Below are 16,257 nucleotides of genomic sequence, written 5' to 3'. Positions count from 1 at the left end.
CACGACGACGGGCACCGGCTCGTCGTCACCGGGGCGGTCGTTCATCGGGTACCTCCTGGGTTCCTGGATCCGGTGGACGCGGGGACGCCGGGCAGCGGTACCACCAGGTCGTCCACCGGCAGCCGGGGAGTGCGGGGGACCGGTGAGCCGAAACCGAGGCGCAGCACGGTTTGCGGGAACAGTGAGCCGCCCAGTGCGCGGCGAAGCCCCTCCCTGGTCCCGTCCACCTCGATCACCTGCGACAGGAACGAGGCGGACAGCCCCAGCGCGGTCGCCGACAGCAGCACCCGCTGGAGTGCTTGTCCTGCTTGGAGTTCGCCCAGCGGGCCGTCGTAGAACGAGCAGAGCACGACGACGAGCGGACTGGGCTCGTAGTCCTTTCCGGATGGTCGCTCCACGGGCGCGCCGGAGGAGAAGTCGCGCAGCGCCCACTCGTCCTGCGGCTCGGGGACGAACCCCGCGGACGCCCTCGGCACACCGTGGCCGGGCGAGGCGCGCCCACCCGTCCACGCGGCCAGTTCCGCCTGCACGGTGGGGTCCGCCAGCTGCCGCCGGTTCGCCTGCCGGACCAGGCCGCGCAGGACGGCCAGCTCGGCGCGGTCGTCCACGACGTGCAGCCACGAGCGTTCCAGCTCGGCGGCGCGGACCACCTGCACGCGGTGGCCGTCGGGCACCGCGGCGTCGGTGAACGGGTGCCGGTTGGTCCGCCGCCGCCCCACCGCGCGGAGCAGCGCGCGGGTCTCGTCGGTCGTGGTGAACGACCCGCCGCGGCGGATGACGGCGAGCGCCCCCGGCGTCGTGCGACCGGGGACCAGGGTCACCAGCGGCCGGATTCCCAGCCCCTGCAACGCCAGCCGGACGTTGAACAGGGCGGCGCCGCAGGACAGCCGCAGTTCGCGGCCTCCGGGGTCCGCCGCCCGGAGCCGCCCGCCCTCGTCGGAGCGCAGCTCGATCCGGTCCGGTCGGAGCACGAACCGCCACGGCTGGCTGTTGTGGATCGAAGGGGCGAGCGACGCGGCTTCGAGCACACCGCGAACGTCGTCCTCCGCCAGGCCCAGCGCCGACACCACCGCGTTCACCACCATCCACCTCGCCCTCCCGGAGCGGTCGACTTCCCGGTTCCGACTCTCACGCGTTCCGCGGGGCGACGACACGGACCAAGGTCCTCGGCGACCAGGGACAGGTGGCCGCCTGGTCCACGCGGAACCCCCGTGCCAAGCTGGCCGCGTCGGTAGCGGGGGGTGCGTTCCGGCGCACCAGCAGATGCGGAGCAACACGCGATGGTCGACGAGTCCGATTCCGGAGGCGCCGGACCCAGCCTCGCGGGGCTGCGCCTGGACGAGCTCCTGGGCGAAGTGCAGGAGCGGCTGACCGAGATCGCGGCCTCCCGCGACCAGACGCAGAGCCTGCTCGACGCCGTCCTCGCGGTCGGGTCGGGGCTGGAGCTGGACTCGACGTTGCAGCGGATCGTGCAGGCCGCCGTCGAGCTGGTCGGCGCCCGGTACGGCGCGCTGGGCGTGCTCGGGGCCAGGGACGACCTGTCGGAGTTCGTCTACGAGGGCATCGACCCGGAGACCCGCGCGCACATGGGGCACCTGCCCGAGGGCAAGGGCCTGCTCGGGCTGCTGATCAAGGATCCGCGCGCGCTCCGGTTGCTCGACCTCGGCAAGCACGCCGCGTCCGTGGGGTTCCCGTCGGACCACCCGCCGATGCGCAGCTTCCTCGGCGTGCCGATCCGGTCGCGCGGGGAGATCTTCGGGAACCTGTACATGACGGAGAAGAAGGGCCACGCCGAGTTCACCCCCGACGACGAGGTGGTGCTCCAGGCGCTGGCCGCCGCGGCGGGCGTGGCGATCGAGAACGCGCGGCTGTTCGAGCGGTCGCGGACGCGCGAGCGGTGGCTGGAGGCCACCGCGGAGATCAACACCGAGCTCCTGGGCGGCGCGTCCGGCGAGGACGCGCTCCGGCTGATCGCCCAGCGGACCGTGGACCTCGCGGGAGCGCACTCGGCGCTGGTCGTGCTCGGCGGCGAAGGCCGTCTCCACGTCACCGCGGGCGCGGGGCCGCGGGTCGACCGGCTGATCGGATCGGACCTGGTCGCGGCCGGGTCCCCGATCGACGAGGTGCTGCGGACCGGCATCCCGAAGGTCGTCGACTCGTTCGAGGGGTACCTGGCGAACGGGGAGTCCGGGTTCGGTCCGGGGATCGCGGTGCCGATGCGCGCGGGCGCGGTCGTGACCGGAGTGCTGGTCGCGGTGCGCGGCAAGGGCGAACCGCCGCTGGGCGCCGACCGGATGCCGGTGCTGGCCTCGTTCGCCGACCAGGCGGCGCTGGCCATGCAGCTGGCGGAGAAGCAGCGGTCGCTGCGGCTGCTGGACGTGCTGGAGGACCGCGACCGCATCGCGCGGGATCTGCACGACCACGTCATCCAACGGCTGTTCGTCACCGGGATGAGCCTGCAGGGGAGCCTGCGCCGGATCACCGACAAGGAGGTCCGGAGCCGGGTGACCACCGCCGTGGCGCAGTTGGACCAGACCGTGCGGGAGATCCGGACGGCGATCTTCGACCTGCAGAGCGCGGGCGACGAGGACGCCAGCCTGCGCAGGCGGCTGCTCGACATGATCGCGGAACTGACCGACGAGACCGCGCTGTCGCCCGCCGTGCGGATGTCGGGCACGGTGGACAACTCGGTGTCCGACGAGCTGGCCGAGCACGTCGAGGCGGTCATCCGCGAGACCGTGACCAACGCCGTGCGCCACGCGGACGCCAAGACCCTCACGGTCACCGTCGAGGCGGGCGACGAGCTGATCATCTCCGTGGTGGACGACGGCGTCGGCGTGCCCGAGTCCGTCGCGCGCAGCGGCCTGCTCAACCTCGACCACCGCGCCCGCCTTTTCGGCGGCTCGCTGTCGGTCACCTCGGAGGCGGGCAAGGGCACCCGCGTGACCTGGCGGGTTCCCCTATGACCGGTCCCGCGCGGGCTTGCGCAGCTGGCTGGAGAACACGGCGGCCTGGGTGCGGCGCTGCATGCCGAGCTTGGCGAGCAGGTGCGAGACGTAGTTCTTGACGGTCTTCTCCGCCAGGAACATCCGTTCGGCGATCTCCCGGTTGGTCAGGCCGTCGCCGATCAGGTCCAGCACCGCGCGCTCCTGGTCGGTCAGCGTCCGCAGCGGGTCGCCCGTCTCGCGGTCGCGGCGGATCCGGTTGAGCAGCGCGGAGGTCGACCGGGCGTCGAGCAGCGACTGGCCACCGGCCACCGTGCGCACGGCGTCGACCAGGTCGCCGCCGAGGATCTGCTTGAGCACGAACCCCGACGCCCCGGCCATGATCGCGTCGAAGAGGGCCTCGTCGTCGGCGAACGACGTCAGCATGAGCACGTTCAGGTCGGGCAGCAGGGAACGCAGGTCCCGGCACAGCTCGATCCCGTTGCCGTCGGGCAGCCGGATGTCCAGCACGGCCACGTCGGCGCCGCTGGTCGGGACCCTGGTGAGCGCCTCGGCCACCGAGGAGGCCTCGCCGACCACCTCCAGGTCGCCCTCCTCGCCGAGCATCTCGGCGACGCCCCGCCGGACGATCTGGTGGTCGTCCACCAGGAAGACCCTCGTGGGCATCCCCACCACCTCCACCCGACGTGCGCGGCCCGCACCCCGGCGCACCGTACGCCGTGGGTGTCGACGTTGCCGTCGCCGAGCGCCCGGCCACAGTGCCGAAGGTCCCTTCCGGGGAGGGACGGTCGGAATCCTGTCCGGCGGACATCGGCGGACGCACCGAGGTTGCGCCGCGCAGCGGGTTCCTGACCAGGCATGTCGGTGGGAGAATCCACGCTGACAACGTTGTCATCTTCCTCACCCTGCAGGAGGAACCATGCGTCTTCGCTCCATAGCCCTGGCGGCCGTGACGTTCGCGGCCGTCGCGGTCCCGATAACGGCGGGCACGGCCCAAGCGGTGTCGGACCCGGCCCAGTACGTCAACGCGTTCGTCGGCACGAAGCCCGGTGGCCCCGACTTCGGGCACGGCGGTGGGGCGGGCAACACGTTCCCCGGCGCCGTGTCGCCGTTCGGGATGCTCCAGTGGAGCCCCGACACGGTCACCCACCAGCACGGCGGCTACCACTACGACGACAACCGCATCCGCGGCTTCAGCCTGACCCACCTGTCGGGGCCGGGGTGCAGCGACTTCGGGAACATCCCGTTCATGCCGACGCTCGGCACCAGCCCGGTGAGCTACTCCACCTTCAACCACGCCAACGAGATCGCGCAGCCCGGCTACTACTCGGTGGCCTTCGACAACGGCCTGCGCACCGAGCTGACGGCCAACCAGCGCTCGGGCGTCGCGCGGTTCACCTACCCGGCTGGCCAGCGCGCCTCGCTGTCGGTGGACGCCGCGCGGGCGTTCAACGCGGCGAGCGGGTCGATCACGATCGGCACGAACAGCCTGTCCGGCTACACCGACAGCGGCGGCTTCTGCGGGGCGGGCAACAGGTACCGGCTGCACTTCACCGTCACGTTCGACCAGAACTTCAGCACCGCGGGCGTGGTGGACGAGCAGGGCAAGGTCGACGAGTCGCGGCGCACGATCGAGGGCAAGAGCGGCCAGCAGCTGCCGCCGGAGCCCAAGACCGCGCAGACGCAGAACCTGCCCCCGGCGCCCGTCACGACCCAGGACGTGCAGCCGTTCGCCGCGTCGGCGTTCGTCTCCTTCAACACCAGCACGGTGACGGCCCGCATCGGCATCTCGTTCGTCGACCTCGACGGCGCGAAGGCCAACCTGGCGAGTGAGACCGGCACCAAGACGTTCGACCAGGTGAAGGCCCAGTCGCGGGCCGCGTGGAACGGCTGGCTGGGGCGGATCGACGTCACCGGCGGCACCACCACCCAGCTCCGCACGCTGTACACGTCGCTCTACCACTCCCTGTTGCACCCCAACGTGTACAGCGACGTCAACGGCCGCTACACCGGGTTCGACAACCAGGTGCACACCACGACCACCGTGCAGTACGCGAACTACTCCGGGTGGGACGTCTACCGCTCCCAGATAGCCCTGATCTCCTTGCTGGCGCCCAAGGAGGCCTCCGACATAGCGCAGTCGGCGGTGAACCAGGCGGCGCAGGGCGGCTACTTCGACCGCTGGACCGTCGCCAACGGCGGCACGGGCGTCATGAACGGCGACCCGATGGCGATCATCGTCTCCACGGTGCACGCGTTCGGCGGCACGTCGTTCGACACCGCGCAGGCCCTGCAGCGCATCGTGGCGGGCGTCAACGACATCCGCCAGCGGCCGGGCTGGTTGCAGTACAACACCTACGGCTACGTCCCGACGGGGCTGGGCGACGTCTGGGGCTCCGCCTCGACGACGCTGGAGTACACCAGCGCCGACTTCGCCATCAGCCAGCTCGCGGCGCGCCTCGGCGACACCGCCACGGCGGAGAACTTCCTGCGCCGCGCGCAGAACTGGCGCAACCTCTTCGAGTCCGGGCAGAAGTACCTCAAGCCGCGCAACACCGACCTGAGCTGGCCCGCGTTCGACCCGATCCAGGAGAACGAGTACGTCGAGGGCAACGCGGCCCAGTACACGTGGATGGTGCCCTACAACCACCGCGGCCTGTTCGACGCGATGGGCGGCAACGCCTCCGTGGTCTCGCGCCTGGACACGTTCTTCACCGAGCTCAACGCGGGCCCCAAGAAGCCCTACGCCTACCTGGGCAACGAGCCGACGCTGAACACCCCGTGGGCCTACGCCTACGCGGGCGCTCCCGCGAAGACCCAGGACGTGGTCCGCCGCGCCCTGACGTCGATCTTCACCCCGGTCCCGGAAGGCCTGGTGGGCAACGACGACCTCGGCGAGATGTCGTCGTGGGCGGTGTGGGCCGCGCTCGGCATGTACCCGGAGGCGCCGGGACGGGCCGACCTGGTGCTCGCGAGCCCGCAGTTCCCGCAGACCACCATCACCCGCGGCAACGGCAAGACCATCACGATCACCGCGGCGGGCGCGTCCGACTCGGCGAAGTACGTGCAGTCCTTGCGCGTCAACGGAACCGCGTCGACCAAGCCGTGGCTGCCGTCGACCTTCATCGCGAACGGCGGCACGCTCGACTACACCCTGGGCACGACGGCGTCCACGTGGGGATCGGCCGCCGCCGACGCTCCGCCGTCGTTCGACGTGGGCCCGACACCCGCGCGGACCGGCGCGGTCACCGGTCTGGCCGGGAAGTGCGCGGACGCCGATCCCGGCGTCACGGCCAACGGCGCTCCCGTGCGGCTGTGGGACTGCAACTCCTCCGCCGCCCAGCAGTGGACCCTGGCGTCGGACGGCAGCGTCCGCGCCGCGGGCCGGTGCCTGGACGTGAGCGCCAGCAGCCGGTCGAACGGCGCCAAGGTCCAGCTCTGGGACTGCAACGGCACCGGGGCCCAGCAGTGGTGGCCCAAGGCGAACGGGTCGCTGGTGAACGCGCCGTCGGGCCGGTGCCTCGACGTCCCGAACAGCAACTCGGCCAACGGGATCCAGCTCCAGATCTACGACTGCAACACCAGCACGGCCCAGCAGTGGAGGGTTCCGTAGCAGCGCCGTCCCGGCCGCGCACCCCTGCGCGGCCGGGACGTCCGCAACTGCGACGACTCGACTCGGAGAAGCGGGACGTCCCACGGGGTCCGCGCGACGGGGAGCGGCATGACGCGCGGAAGCGGATCGGCCGGGTGCGCCGGATCCCGGTGCTGGGCGGGACCGGTCGGGAGGTGGTGGACCAGGCGTTGGCGGCCGGCCACCACGTCATGGCGTTCGCGCGGCGAACAGCGGGACTGCCAGGGCATCCGAGGCCGGTGGTCAGGAGACCGCGGCGAGCACCTTGTCGAGCTTCTCGGTCATCGCGGCGCCGGTGTCGTTGGTGGCGTTGACGAAGTAGACGTCGACCGTGCGGTCACCGCTGCTGAGGTCGCCCTCGATGGTGTTGGTGCCGCGGGTGCACGTCTTGCCGGTGGCCACCTCCGACTCGCCGAGCGTGCCGCCGTTGTCGGTGCAGCTGCGCTCGAAGTTGGCGCGGACCGCCGCGGCGTCGGCGCCGGTGACGGTGTCGACGCGCAGGACGAGCGGGTCGCCCGCCTCCTGCGGGGTGGACGGCGAGATGAAGACGCACACGAGCGCCTTCACGCCCGGCTGGGTCTCCAGCTCGTGGTCCTGCCGGACGTCCCCGAGTTCGAAGGTCAACCCGGTGGCGCTGGACAGGTCGGCCACGCTGATCGGGCAGCCGGTGTCGGGCACGTCGGACCCCGCCGAGGCGGCGGGGGCGTCCGTGCCCGCCTTCTCCGCGGACCCGGTGGACCCCGTGGACCCGGTCGCCCCGGTGGGCGTGCCGGAGGTGCTCGACGTGCCGCACGCGGTGACGGCCAGGCAGAGTGCGGCGGCGCCGAGCAGCAGGCCCGCGATCTGTCTCTTCGGTCTCATGCTCGGGATTGACGGGCGTCGAGCCCTTCCGGATCCGTCCGTGACGCGATCGTGTCGAGAAGCGCGCCGGCCGGTCAGGCCGCCCGGCCGAACGTGCCCGCGAGCGCGTCCGCCAAGGACCCCTCGCCGGACCAGCACACCACGGCGTCCGGCCGGAGCAGCAGCGGGCCGAAGTCGTCGTCGGACTTCACCCGCACCAGGTCGACGCGATCGGACCAGCCCTCGGGCACGTCGAGCGAGCCGGTCGGGTCCAGCAGCAGCCCGCGGCCGGGGCGCAGCAGCTCGGCGAGCCGGACGGGACCGTCGTCGGTCACCAGGTCGTAGTCGGGCACCCGCCCCTCGACGTCCAGGCCGGACATCATCCCGGCCAGGTGGTGGTTGGCGTCCGGCAGGCGCATGAGGTCGGTGAAGATCTCGCGCAGCGCCAGCAGGTCCTCGTCCGGCTGCGGGTTGGCCAGCACCCGCTGGGCTGACGTGTGGTGCAGCACGCGGGCGGCCTTCGGGTGGCGCTCGACGTGGTAGGTGTCGAGCAGTCCCTCCGGCGCCCACCCGGCGGTGGTGGCGGCGAGCTTCCAGCCCAGGTTCACCGCGTCCTGCACGCCGAGGTTGAGCCCCTGGCCGCCCCACGGCGGGTGGATGTGCGCCGAGTCGCCCGCGAACAGCACGCGGCCGTACCGGTACCGCTCGACCTGGCGGGTCGCGTCGCTGAACCACGAGGAGTTCAGCACCTCGCCGAGCACCGTGCCCTCGCCGTAGACGGCGGTCAGCGCGCGCTGCACGCCGTCGAACGTGGACGAGGCCTCCTCGGTGCCGGTGGCGCCGTAGGTGAACCGGTACTCGCCGCCGCCGACCGGGACCAGCATCCCGAAGAACCCGTTGTCCTGCCTGGTCATCGTGCTCAGATGCCCCGCGGAGGCGGGCACCAGCCCGGACACCGAGGTCAGCCGGATGTCGGTCAGCACCGCCCGGTAGGTCCCCGGCCTGCCGGGGAACGGCACGTCGAGCAGCTTGCGCACGCTGCTGTGCGCCCCGTCGCAGGCCACGGCGTACGCCGCCCGCAGTTCGGTGTCGCCCGCGGTCACGGTCACGCCGGTCCCGTCCTGCTCCACGGAGGTGACCGGGTGGTCGCGCAGGATCTCGACCCCGCGTTCGACGGCGGCGTCGGCCAGCACGTCCTCGATCGCCCACTGGGGGATGGCGATCGGGTACGGGTGCCTGGTCCGCCAGTTCGCGCAGTCCAGCGACACCGGCAGACCCGCGAAGTGCCCGCCGGTCTTCGTGCGTTCCAGCGCCCGCGCCTCGATGGCGTCCAGCAGTCCGCGCGCGTCCAGCAGTTCCGAGGTGCGCGGCTGGATGGCGCCGCCCTTGACCTGGCGGACCCGTTCGGCCAGCCGTTCGACCACGACGACCCGCGCGCCGCCCAGCGCCAGTTCGTGCGCGAGCATCAGGCCGGTCGGTCCGGCGCCGATCACGATGACGTCCATAACTCCCTCTCAGTGCATAAGTAGACTGAGTGCAAGTTATACCCCGGTGCGGAACGGACCGCTAGCCTTGGGGGGTGAGCGAGCAGACCGGCCTGCGCGAGCGGAAGAAGCGGCGGACGTACGAGAACATCTCGGACACGGCGTTGGCGCTGTTCGCGGAGCACGGCTACGACCAGGTGTCGATCACGCAGGTCGCCGAGGCCGCCGAGGTGTCGCGGCGCACGTTGTTCAGCTACTTCCCGACCAAGGAAGACCTGATCGTGTGCAGGCTCGCCGACCACGAGACGGAGAGCGCCCGCGTGGTGCGCGCGCGTCCGGCGGGACTGTCGCCCCTGACCGCGCTGCGCGAGCACTACCTGGACGGCCTGGCCAGGCGCGACCCGATCACCGGCCTGTCCGAACTCGAACCGGCTCTCGTGCTGTACCGGGTGATCCTGGGCACGCCCTCGCTGGTCGGCGGGATGTTCAAGTTCAAGGAGAACGGCGAACGGGCGCTGGCCGCGGCCCTGCGCGAGACCGCCGACCTGTCCGAGCTCACCGCTCGCCTCGCGGCCGCGCAGATCATGGCCGTGACCTGGATGCTGTCGCTGGACAACCGCGAACGGGTCCTCGCCGGGACCGGCGTGGACGACGCCTACCCGGACGCCGTCGCGGCCGCCGAGCAGGGTTTCGACCAGTTGGCCGGTGGGCTGGGCGCGGCGCTGGGCGTCGTCGCGTAGCGCCTGCCCGGCCGTCACCCACGCGGATCGCCGAGGGGGTTGGGCGGTGGAGGAGGATCGCGGGATGGCCCACTACCCGTCACGGTCCTGGCTCACCTCCCGCGCGGGCGTTCGCGAGTCGCCGATCGAGGGGCTCGGCCTGTTCGCCACCGCCCCCATCGAGGAGGGCGAGGACGTCCTGCGGCTGGGCGGACGGCTCATCGACGACACCGAGCTGGCGGCGCTGGTCCCGCCCTACAGCAGCCTGACCGTCGCGCACGGCCACCACCTGCTGCTGGAACCCGACCACCCGGCCCGCTACGGCAACCACTCCTGCGAGCCGACCCTCTGGCACACCGACGCGACCACGCTGGTCGCCCGCGCGGAGATCCCGGTGGGCGCGGAGCTGACGGTGGACTACGCCACCCACTCCGGGGTCGGGTCGTGGCGGATGGACTGCCGCTGCGGCACTTCCCGGTGCCGCGGCGCCGTGACCGGGGAGGACTGGCGGCTGCCCGCCCTCCGCCAGGGGTACGGCGAGCACTGGAGCCCGCCGCTGCTGGACCGGATCACGGCCGAGCCGTAGGGGAGTCGGACCGTCCACATCGGACAGCTTCTGCGGTGGTCGAGGCCTCGGCCTGCCGGGAAATGTCGTTGCGACCGGACGATCGGGTGGTCGACAGTGGTCGCATGATCGTGGTGCGCGTCCTCGGGGTCGACGACTGGGAGGTGTGGCGGGAACTCCGCCTGTCGGCTCTGGGCGAGGCTCCGGACGCGTTCGGGGCGAAGCTCGCGGACTGGCTCGGAGAAGGGGACGTCGAGCGGCGGTGGCGTGCCCGCCTCGGCGGTGGCACGCACAACCTGGTGGCCTACCTGGACGGCCGCGCGGCGGGCATGGTGAGCGGGACCGGACCCGACCGCCACGGCACGGTCGGCCTGATCTCGATGTGGGTGGCGCCGTTCGCGCGGGGCCGCGGCGTCGGCGACGCGCTGGTGGCCGCGGTGGTCGACTGGGCGGAGGAGCACGCGACCGGCCGGGTGACCCTGGACGTGCTGCGGGACAACGACCGCGCCTCCGCCCTCTACCGGCGGCACGGGTTCCTCGACGCCGGCGCCGCCGGGGAAGCCGAACGCCGCATGGTCCGCGACCCGTAGCCCTTCCGCACGCGTACCGCTGGAACTCGCCGCCCCCTGGCCGGGTCGCGGGAGTCGCACGGGTCACATCGGGCAGATTACTTCGCATAGCCAAGTAATCTGCGGGTTCCGTCGACCCCGTCCGAAGGCGCCTCCATGACATCGGTCAGCACCGAGCAGCCGTCGACCGCCGTCCGCGGCCCCCGCGCGCTCACCCCGACGCTCGTCTACATCGGCCTGCTGATCGCGGTGGTCAGCAGCCTGGGCGCGCCGCTCATCCCCACGGTGGCGGTCGACTACGACGTCAGCCTGGGCAGCGCGCAGTGGTCGGTCACGCTGACGCTGCTGGTCGGCGCGCTGGCGTCACCGGTCGTGGGCAAGCTGGGGGACGGGCCGCGGCGGCGGCAGGTGCTGCTGACGGCGTTGGCGGTGCTGCTGGCGGGCAGCGTGCTGGCGGCGTTCCCGCTGCCGTTCGCGCTGATGCTGGCGGGCCGGGCCATGCAGGGCGTCGGGTTGGCGCTGCTGCCGCTGCTGATGAGCGTCGCGCGGGACAACCTCGAACCGGAGAGGGCGCGGGCGGCCGTGGCCACGCTGTCGGTGACGGCCGTCGTCGGGATCGGCCTCGGCTACCCGCTGATGGGCCTGATCGCCGGGAGTCTCGGGTTCCACGCCGGGTTCTGGCTCGCGGCGGCGCTCGGCGTCGTCGCGCTCGCGCTCGTGGCCGTGGTGGTGCCGCCGAGCGGGGCGCGGGTCGCCAAACCGTTCGACCTGGTCGGCACGGTGCTGCTCGGGCCGGGGATCGCGTGCCTGCTGGTCGGCCTCAGCGAGGGCCCGGTGTGGGGTTGGGCGTCGCCGACGACAGCGGTCGCGTTCGCCGTGGCGGTGGTGCTGCTCGCCGTGTGGTTCCGCCGCGAACTGCGCACGCCGTACCCGCTGGTGAACCTCGGGCTCATGCGGAACCCGTCCGTGCTGGCCGCGAACGCGACCGGGCTGGTGGCGGGGATCGGCATGTACATGCTGATGTCGATGGTGATCCGCTACGTCCAGACGCCGACGTCGGTGTCCTACGGGCTCGGCGCGCCGGTCGTCGTGGCCGGGCTGGTGCTGGTGCCCATGTCGGTGTGCAGCTTCGCGGTGAACATGCTGGTCGGACGGCTCGGCACGGGGATCGGCCCTCGGGTGCTGCTGCCCACCGGGGTCGGGATGTTCGCGGTCGCGCTGCTGCTGTTCGCCGTGGCGCGGTCGCACCTGTGGGAGATGTTCGTCGTGATGGGGTTCGCCGGGCTGGGCACCGGGCTGGTGTTCGCCGTGCTGCCGCGGATGGTCGTCGCCGGCGTGCCGCTGGAGGAGACGAGCAGCGGGCTCGCCATGCACCAGGTGCTGCGGACGGTCGGGTACTCGGTGGGCAGCGCGCTCAGCGCGACGATCCTGACGGCGTGGACCGTCGCGCCGTCGCGGTTCCCGGAGAACGGCGGCTACAAGGTGGGGGCGTTCGTGGCGATCGGGCTGTGCGTGGTGGCGGCGGTCGGCGCCCGCCTGCTCCAGTCGCGCCCCGTGCCGCGGGTCGACTAGCGCAGCCAGTCGCCGGTGTGCCGGTGCCTGCCGACCACGTCGTCGGCCTCCACGCAGGTCACCGGGTCGGTCTGCCGCAGCACTACGCCGATCCCGAAAGCCTTCGCGCCACACCGACCCGCGACTTCACGCCCAGCTTGGTGAACATCCGCGCGAGGTGCGTCTCGACGGTCTTCGCGCTCAGGAACAGCCGTGCGGCGATCTCCCGGTTGGTCAACCCGTCCGCGACCAGTCGCGCGACCTCCCATTCCCGCGCGGACAACGCGTCCACGGTCCTGACTGCGTCCGGACGACCGGACAGCGGGGGTAGGGCGCCGAGCCTGCTCTCGCTGTCGCGGACCCGCGTGAGCAGCCACCCCGCGTCGCAGGCCGCGTACCCGTTCCTGGCCAGGCCGAACTCGGTGTGGGCGCGTTGCGGGTCACCGGCCGCGGACAGGGAGACAGCGGCGGCCTCGTGGGCCATCGCGCGGTACAGCGGGGCGCGTGCCTCGGTGAACCGGCGCACGGCCGCGTCGGCCGCGTCGACGGCCGCCGCGTGCCGACCGCACTCGGCCAGCACGCGCGACCGGGTCAGGTGGGCGGAACCGCGCTGGAACGGGAGATCCGCGGCGTCGGCCAGCACCTGCGCGTGCTCGGCAAGGTCGAGCGCCTCCTCCGGCGCGCCCAGGCGAGCCTTCGCCACGGCGAGCGAGCCGCACCAGCGCACGGCGTGCAGCCCGACGACGTCCTTGGGGTCGTCGCCGACGTGCGGCGCGATGTGCTCGGCGGCGTCGCCGGGCCGGTCGGCGAACAGGTGCACGGTGGCCACGAACACGTCGGTCTCCTGCGCCCACCACAGCGACTTCGCCCGGACCCCGGCCAGTTCCGCCGCGGCCTCCGGACCCCGTTGCCACAGCGCGGAACGCAGCTCCACGGCGTCCGCCATCGCCGCGGTCTCGGGGCTGCCGATGAGCGCGGAGGTCTCCCGCGCGTCCTCGGCCCGCTGCCGCGACTGCCCGAGCCTGCCGGTCCTGGCGTGCAGCGCGGAGTCGACGATCAGCAGGTACGGCAGCACGTGCGTGTGCCCGTTGGCGCGCGCGACGGCCAGGCCGCGGTTGAGGTGCCGCGCGCTGTCGGCGTAGCGCTCCAGGTGCAGCTCCAGCCAGGCCAGCGGCGGCAGCACGTGGAGGTGGTCGCGCATCTCGGCGTCGGACAGGCCGTCGACGAGCCGCAGCGCGTCGGTGGCGTGTCCGCGCGCGGTCGTGATCTCGGCGCCGTGCAGCGCGGCCAGCCCGAGCAGCGTGGTGCCCGCGGCGACCTGGCCGCGGTCGCCCAGCTCCAGCCCGAGCCCCACGGCGGTCCGCGCGTGCGCCGCGCACCCGGCCAGGTCGCCGCGCAGCACGGCGGTGGCGGCCAGCTCGACCACGATCCTGCAGCGTTCGAACGGGTCGTCCGGCGACTCGGCCTCCAGCAGCGCCCGAGCCTCGTCGAGCCTGCCCAGCAGCCGGTCCACGACGGCGCGCAACCGCACGGCCACCGCGCGCCGAGGACCGGGGGTCGCCAGCACCTCGTGCAGGACGTCCCGGCTCTCCGCCAGCCGCCCGGTGAGCCCGAGCGCCCTGGCGAGCAGCAGCAGCACCTCCACCCGCCGCTCCGCGCGGTCCGGAAGCAGCCGCAGCGCGGTGCGGGTCCACTCGGCCGCGTGCGCGGGGGCGGTGTCCAACGCCGCGGTCGCGGCCTCGACGAGGGTGCTGATGACATCGTCGTCACCGGCGGGCGCGGACCGGCTGAGGTGGTGCGCGCGCAACGGGAGCGGCCCGCCGCGGGCGCGCAGGTACTCCTCCGCGCGGCGGTGGCCGCCGATCCGCCACGCCGGTCCCGCCGACCGGTATGCGGCGGCCCGGACGAGCGGGTGGCGGAAGCGGACGCGCGACCCGGCGGTGCGCACGACGCCCAGCGCCACCAGGTCGTCCAGCGCGCGGGACACCTCGTCCTCCGGCGCGTCGGCGATGCTGGTGACCAGGTCCGGCTCCGCGGAGTCGCCCGCGATGGCGGCGGCCTGCGCGACCAGCCGCCGCATCGGGTCGAGCGACCGCAGTTCGGTCCTCAGCAGCGCCCGCAACCGGCACGGCATCGCGTCCTGGCCGGTGCGGTCGGGCGCGGCGACGGTCCGCTCGTCCACCCGTGCCAGCGCTTCGAGGTGGAGCGGGTTGCCGCCGCTGGCCGCCAGCAGCAGCCGCCTGCGCCGCGCGGACACCCCCGGCAGCAGTTCGGCCACGTCCGCCGCCCCCAGCGGGCCGGGCGCGAGCCGGGTCACGTCCGCGCGCGTCCCGGCCAGCGCGGCGGGCAGCCCCGGCGGCACGCGGTGGCCGCGGTAGGCCAGCGCCACCAGCAGCGGGATCCTCGGCATGTCCAGCAGGACGTGCTCCAGCAGTTCCAGCGACGCCCCGTCCGCCCAGTGCAGGTCGTCCAGGAGCACGACAAGGCCGGGCGGCCGGGCGAACCGGACGGCCATCCGCCGGACCGTCCGGTACAGCCGGTACCGATCCGCGCCCGTGGCCGCCCCGGCCGCCGGATCGGGGGACAGGGCGGCCACGACCGCGCGCGTCTCGGCGTCGCCCCCGGCGCCCGCGAGCCGGTCGAGCGCCTCGGCGACAATCCCGAAGGGCACGTCGCGCTCGTATTCCCCCGCTCGGCCCGATACGGATTCCATTCCGCGGTCCGCGGCCATTCGGGCGAGTTCTTCGAGTAATCGGGTCTTGCCGATTCCGGGTTCGCCTTGGATCTCCACCACTTGCGGACGGCCGGTCTTCAATCGGCCCAACACCTCGGTGAGCCTGCCTATCTCATTTCGCCGACCTGCTGTTATGGCGGGATGGGCTTCCGGATCGATGGCGCTGCCCACTCGGGTTCTCCTCGTTTCCGATTCACGGAAGTCGGAAGAAGTGATCTTAAGTGAATGGTGGCGGGCTGTCGATCACCGTTATGGGAATCGCCTATCGTTTCCATCGACGTCAGAGCGGGCGATGCCACGTCTGGCCGATCACGTCGCGTCCGAAGAGGCGGTCCGGCCGCTCCTCCGCCAGGGTGAACCCGGCCCGCTCGTAGATCCGCCGGGCCGAGTCCAGCCCGGCCACGGTCCACAGGGTGATCCGCCGGTACCCGGCCCGCCCGGCGAAGCGCAGGCACTCCTCGACCAGGCGCGCGCCGATGCCGAGGCCGCGCGCGGACGGCTCCACCAGCAGCAGCCGCAGCTTCGCCGTCTCCTCGTCCTGGCGCACGCACAGGATCGAGCCGACCGGCTCACCGTCGACCTCCGCGATCCACGCCGCCTCGCGCACGGGGTCGTGCCCCTTGCCGAAGTCCGCGACGATCCCGGCGACGAGCGCCTCGAACGTGCCGTCGAACCCGGACTCCTCGGCGTACCGGACGCCGTGCCGGTGCGCGATCCACCCGAGGTCGCCGGGGCGCGGCGGGCGCAGCGCGTAGGCGGGCGGGGGAGCCTCGCCCAGCAGGCGCTGGACGGTCGTCATCGCGGCGGCCAGCCTGCTGCGGTCGGACTCGGGGACGTCCGCCAGCAGCGCGCCGACCTCGGCCGTGGACCGCTCGTCCAGCGCGGCGAACACCTCGCGGCCGCGGTCGGTCAGCCGGGCGGACTGGCGGCGGCCGTCGGTGGGGGACGGTTCGCGCACGGCCAGCCCGTCACGCTCGAAGCGGGTGAGGATCCGGCTCAGGTACCCGGCGTCCATGCCGAGGTCCGCGCGCAGGCCGGTGACCTCGCGGCGGTCGCGGTCGGCGAGTTCGAACAGCACCCTGACCTCGGTCGCCGAGTAGGGGGAGTCGAGGTAGCAGCGGTCGAGCAACCCGATCACGCGGGTGTAGAAGCGGGTGAACTCGCGAACACGGCCGACCGTCATCCTTGACCACCTCAACATGTTTGTTGACTGAGTCAA

General features: G+C 72.9%; 12 protein-coding genes. 6 read left to right on the top strand and 6 right to left on the bottom strand.

Annotated features, from left to right (window positions below):
- Positions 1 to 41: 41 nt before the first annotated feature.
- Positions 42 to 1,079, bottom strand: coding sequence for an Acg family FMN-binding oxidoreductase (locus RM788_RS10235; RefSeq protein ID WP_399343315.1), 1,038 nt, complete (start codon positions 1,077 to 1,079; stop codon positions 42 to 44).
- A 201-nt stretch (positions 1,080 to 1,280) separates the two neighbouring features.
- Here RM788_RS10235 and RM788_RS10230 point away from each other — a divergent pair, with 201 nt between their 5' ends.
- The gene (locus RM788_RS10230) at positions 1,281 to 2,966 is read left to right on the top strand and encodes a sensor histidine kinase (protein ID WP_315931354.1); all 1,686 of its coding nucleotides are present in this window, start codon (positions 1,281 to 1,283) and stop codon (positions 2,964 to 2,966) included.
- On the opposite strand, the gene RM788_RS10225 is transcribed toward RM788_RS10230, so the two are convergent.
- Complete coding sequence (locus RM788_RS10225) at positions 2,961 to 3,611, bottom strand: response regulator (RefSeq protein WP_315931353.1); 651 nt, start codon at positions 3,609 to 3,611, stop codon at positions 2,961 to 2,963. The genes RM788_RS10230 and RM788_RS10225 overlap by 6 nt on opposite strands.
- A gap of 253 nt (positions 3,612 to 3,864) precedes the next feature.
- Between RM788_RS10225 and RM788_RS10220 the strand changes: the two genes are divergently transcribed.
- Positions 3,865 to 6,558 (top strand): lectin, encoded by a 2,694-nt coding sequence (locus RM788_RS10220; RefSeq protein WP_315931352.1) that lies wholly within the window; start codon positions 3,865 to 3,867, stop codon positions 6,556 to 6,558.
- 261 nt (positions 6,559 to 6,819) lie between these two features.
- Here RM788_RS10220 and RM788_RS10215 read toward each other — a convergent pair whose 3' ends face one another.
- Positions 6,820 to 7,437: a hypothetical protein gene (locus RM788_RS10215; protein ID WP_315931350.1), complete on the bottom strand. Its 618-nt coding sequence runs from the start codon at positions 7,435 to 7,437 to the stop codon at positions 6,820 to 6,822.
- Between the two features lie 74 nt (positions 7,438 to 7,511).
- Positions 7,512 to 8,921, bottom strand: coding sequence for an FAD-dependent oxidoreductase (locus RM788_RS10210; protein WP_315931348.1), 1,410 nt, complete (start codon positions 8,919 to 8,921; stop codon positions 7,512 to 7,514).
- Between the two features lie 74 nt (positions 8,922 to 8,995).
- On the opposite strand from RM788_RS10210, the gene RM788_RS10205 reads away from it, so the two are divergent.
- From RM788_RS10205 to RM788_RS10190, 4 genes are all read left to right on the top strand, one after another.
- Positions 8,996 to 9,640, top strand: a complete 645-nt coding sequence (locus tag RM788_RS10205) for a TetR/AcrR family transcriptional regulator (RefSeq protein ID WP_315931347.1) — start codon at positions 8,996 to 8,998, stop codon at positions 9,638 to 9,640.
- Positions 9,641 to 9,704: 64 nt separating this feature from the next.
- Complete coding sequence (locus RM788_RS10200) at positions 9,705 to 10,205, top strand: SET domain-containing protein (protein WP_315931346.1); 501 nt, start codon at positions 9,705 to 9,707, stop codon at positions 10,203 to 10,205.
- Positions 10,206 to 10,309: 104 nt separating this feature from the next.
- Positions 10,310 to 10,774, top strand: a complete 465-nt coding sequence (locus tag RM788_RS10195) for a GNAT family N-acetyltransferase (RefSeq protein WP_315931345.1) — start codon at positions 10,310 to 10,312, stop codon at positions 10,772 to 10,774.
- Positions 10,775 to 10,909: 135 nt separating this feature from the next.
- Positions 10,910 to 12,325 carry an MFS transporter gene (locus tag RM788_RS10190; protein WP_315931344.1) on the top strand — a complete coding sequence of 472 codons (1,416 nt, stop codon included), beginning with the start codon at positions 10,910 to 10,912 and terminating at the stop codon, positions 12,323 to 12,325.
- 82 nt (positions 12,326 to 12,407) lie between these two features.
- Here RM788_RS10190 and RM788_RS10185 read toward each other — a convergent pair whose 3' ends face one another.
- On the bottom strand, positions 12,408 to 15,209 hold the full coding sequence (locus tag RM788_RS10185) for an ATP-binding protein (protein WP_315931343.1): 2,802 nt from the start codon (positions 15,207 to 15,209) through the stop codon (positions 12,408 to 12,410).
- 109 nt (positions 15,210 to 15,318) lie between these two features.
- On the bottom strand, positions 15,319 to 16,221 hold the full coding sequence (locus RM788_RS10180) for a bifunctional helix-turn-helix transcriptional regulator/GNAT family N-acetyltransferase (protein ID WP_315931342.1): 903 nt from the start codon (positions 16,219 to 16,221) through the stop codon (positions 15,319 to 15,321).
- Positions 16,222 to 16,257 lie beyond the last annotated feature (36 nt).

This window comes from Umezawaea sp. Da 62-37 (assembly GCF_032460545.1).
Lineage (GTDB): Bacteria > Actinomycetota > Actinomycetes > Mycobacteriales > Pseudonocardiaceae > Umezawaea.
Note: the sequence above shows the minus strand (reverse complement) of the source record. Positions and strands in the feature narration are given on the sequence as shown.

Excerpts from the sequence above, each read along its gene's own strand:
- RM788_RS10230 (WP_315931354.1), top strand. The coding sequence starts at position 1,281 with ATGGTCGACGAGTCCGATTCCGGAGGCGCCGGACCCAGCCTCGCGGGG.
- RM788_RS10225 (WP_315931353.1), bottom strand. The coding sequence starts at position 3,611 with ATGCCCACGAGGGTCTTCCTGGTGGACGACCACCAGATCGTCCGGCGG.
- RM788_RS10220 (WP_315931352.1), top strand. The coding sequence starts at position 3,865 with ATGCGTCTTCGCTCCATAGCCCTGGCGGCCGTGACGTTCGCGGCCGTC.
- RM788_RS10215 (WP_315931350.1), bottom strand. The coding sequence starts at position 7,437 with ATGAGACCGAAGAGACAGATCGCGGGCCTGCTGCTCGGCGCCGCCGCA.
- RM788_RS10210 (WP_315931348.1), bottom strand. The coding sequence starts at position 8,921 with ATGGACGTCATCGTGATCGGCGCCGGACCGACCGGCCTGATGCTCGCG.
- RM788_RS10200 (WP_315931346.1), top strand. The coding sequence starts at position 9,705 with ATGGCCCACTACCCGTCACGGTCCTGGCTCACCTCCCGCGCGGGCGTT.
- RM788_RS10195 (WP_315931345.1), top strand. The coding sequence starts at position 10,310 with ATGATCGTGGTGCGCGTCCTCGGGGTCGACGACTGGGAGGTGTGGCGG.
- RM788_RS10190 (WP_315931344.1), top strand. The coding sequence starts at position 10,910 with ATGACATCGGTCAGCACCGAGCAGCCGTCGACCGCCGTCCGCGGCCCC.
- RM788_RS10180 (WP_315931342.1), bottom strand. The coding sequence starts at position 16,221 with ATGACGGTCGGCCGTGTTCGCGAGTTCACCCGCTTCTACACCCGCGTG.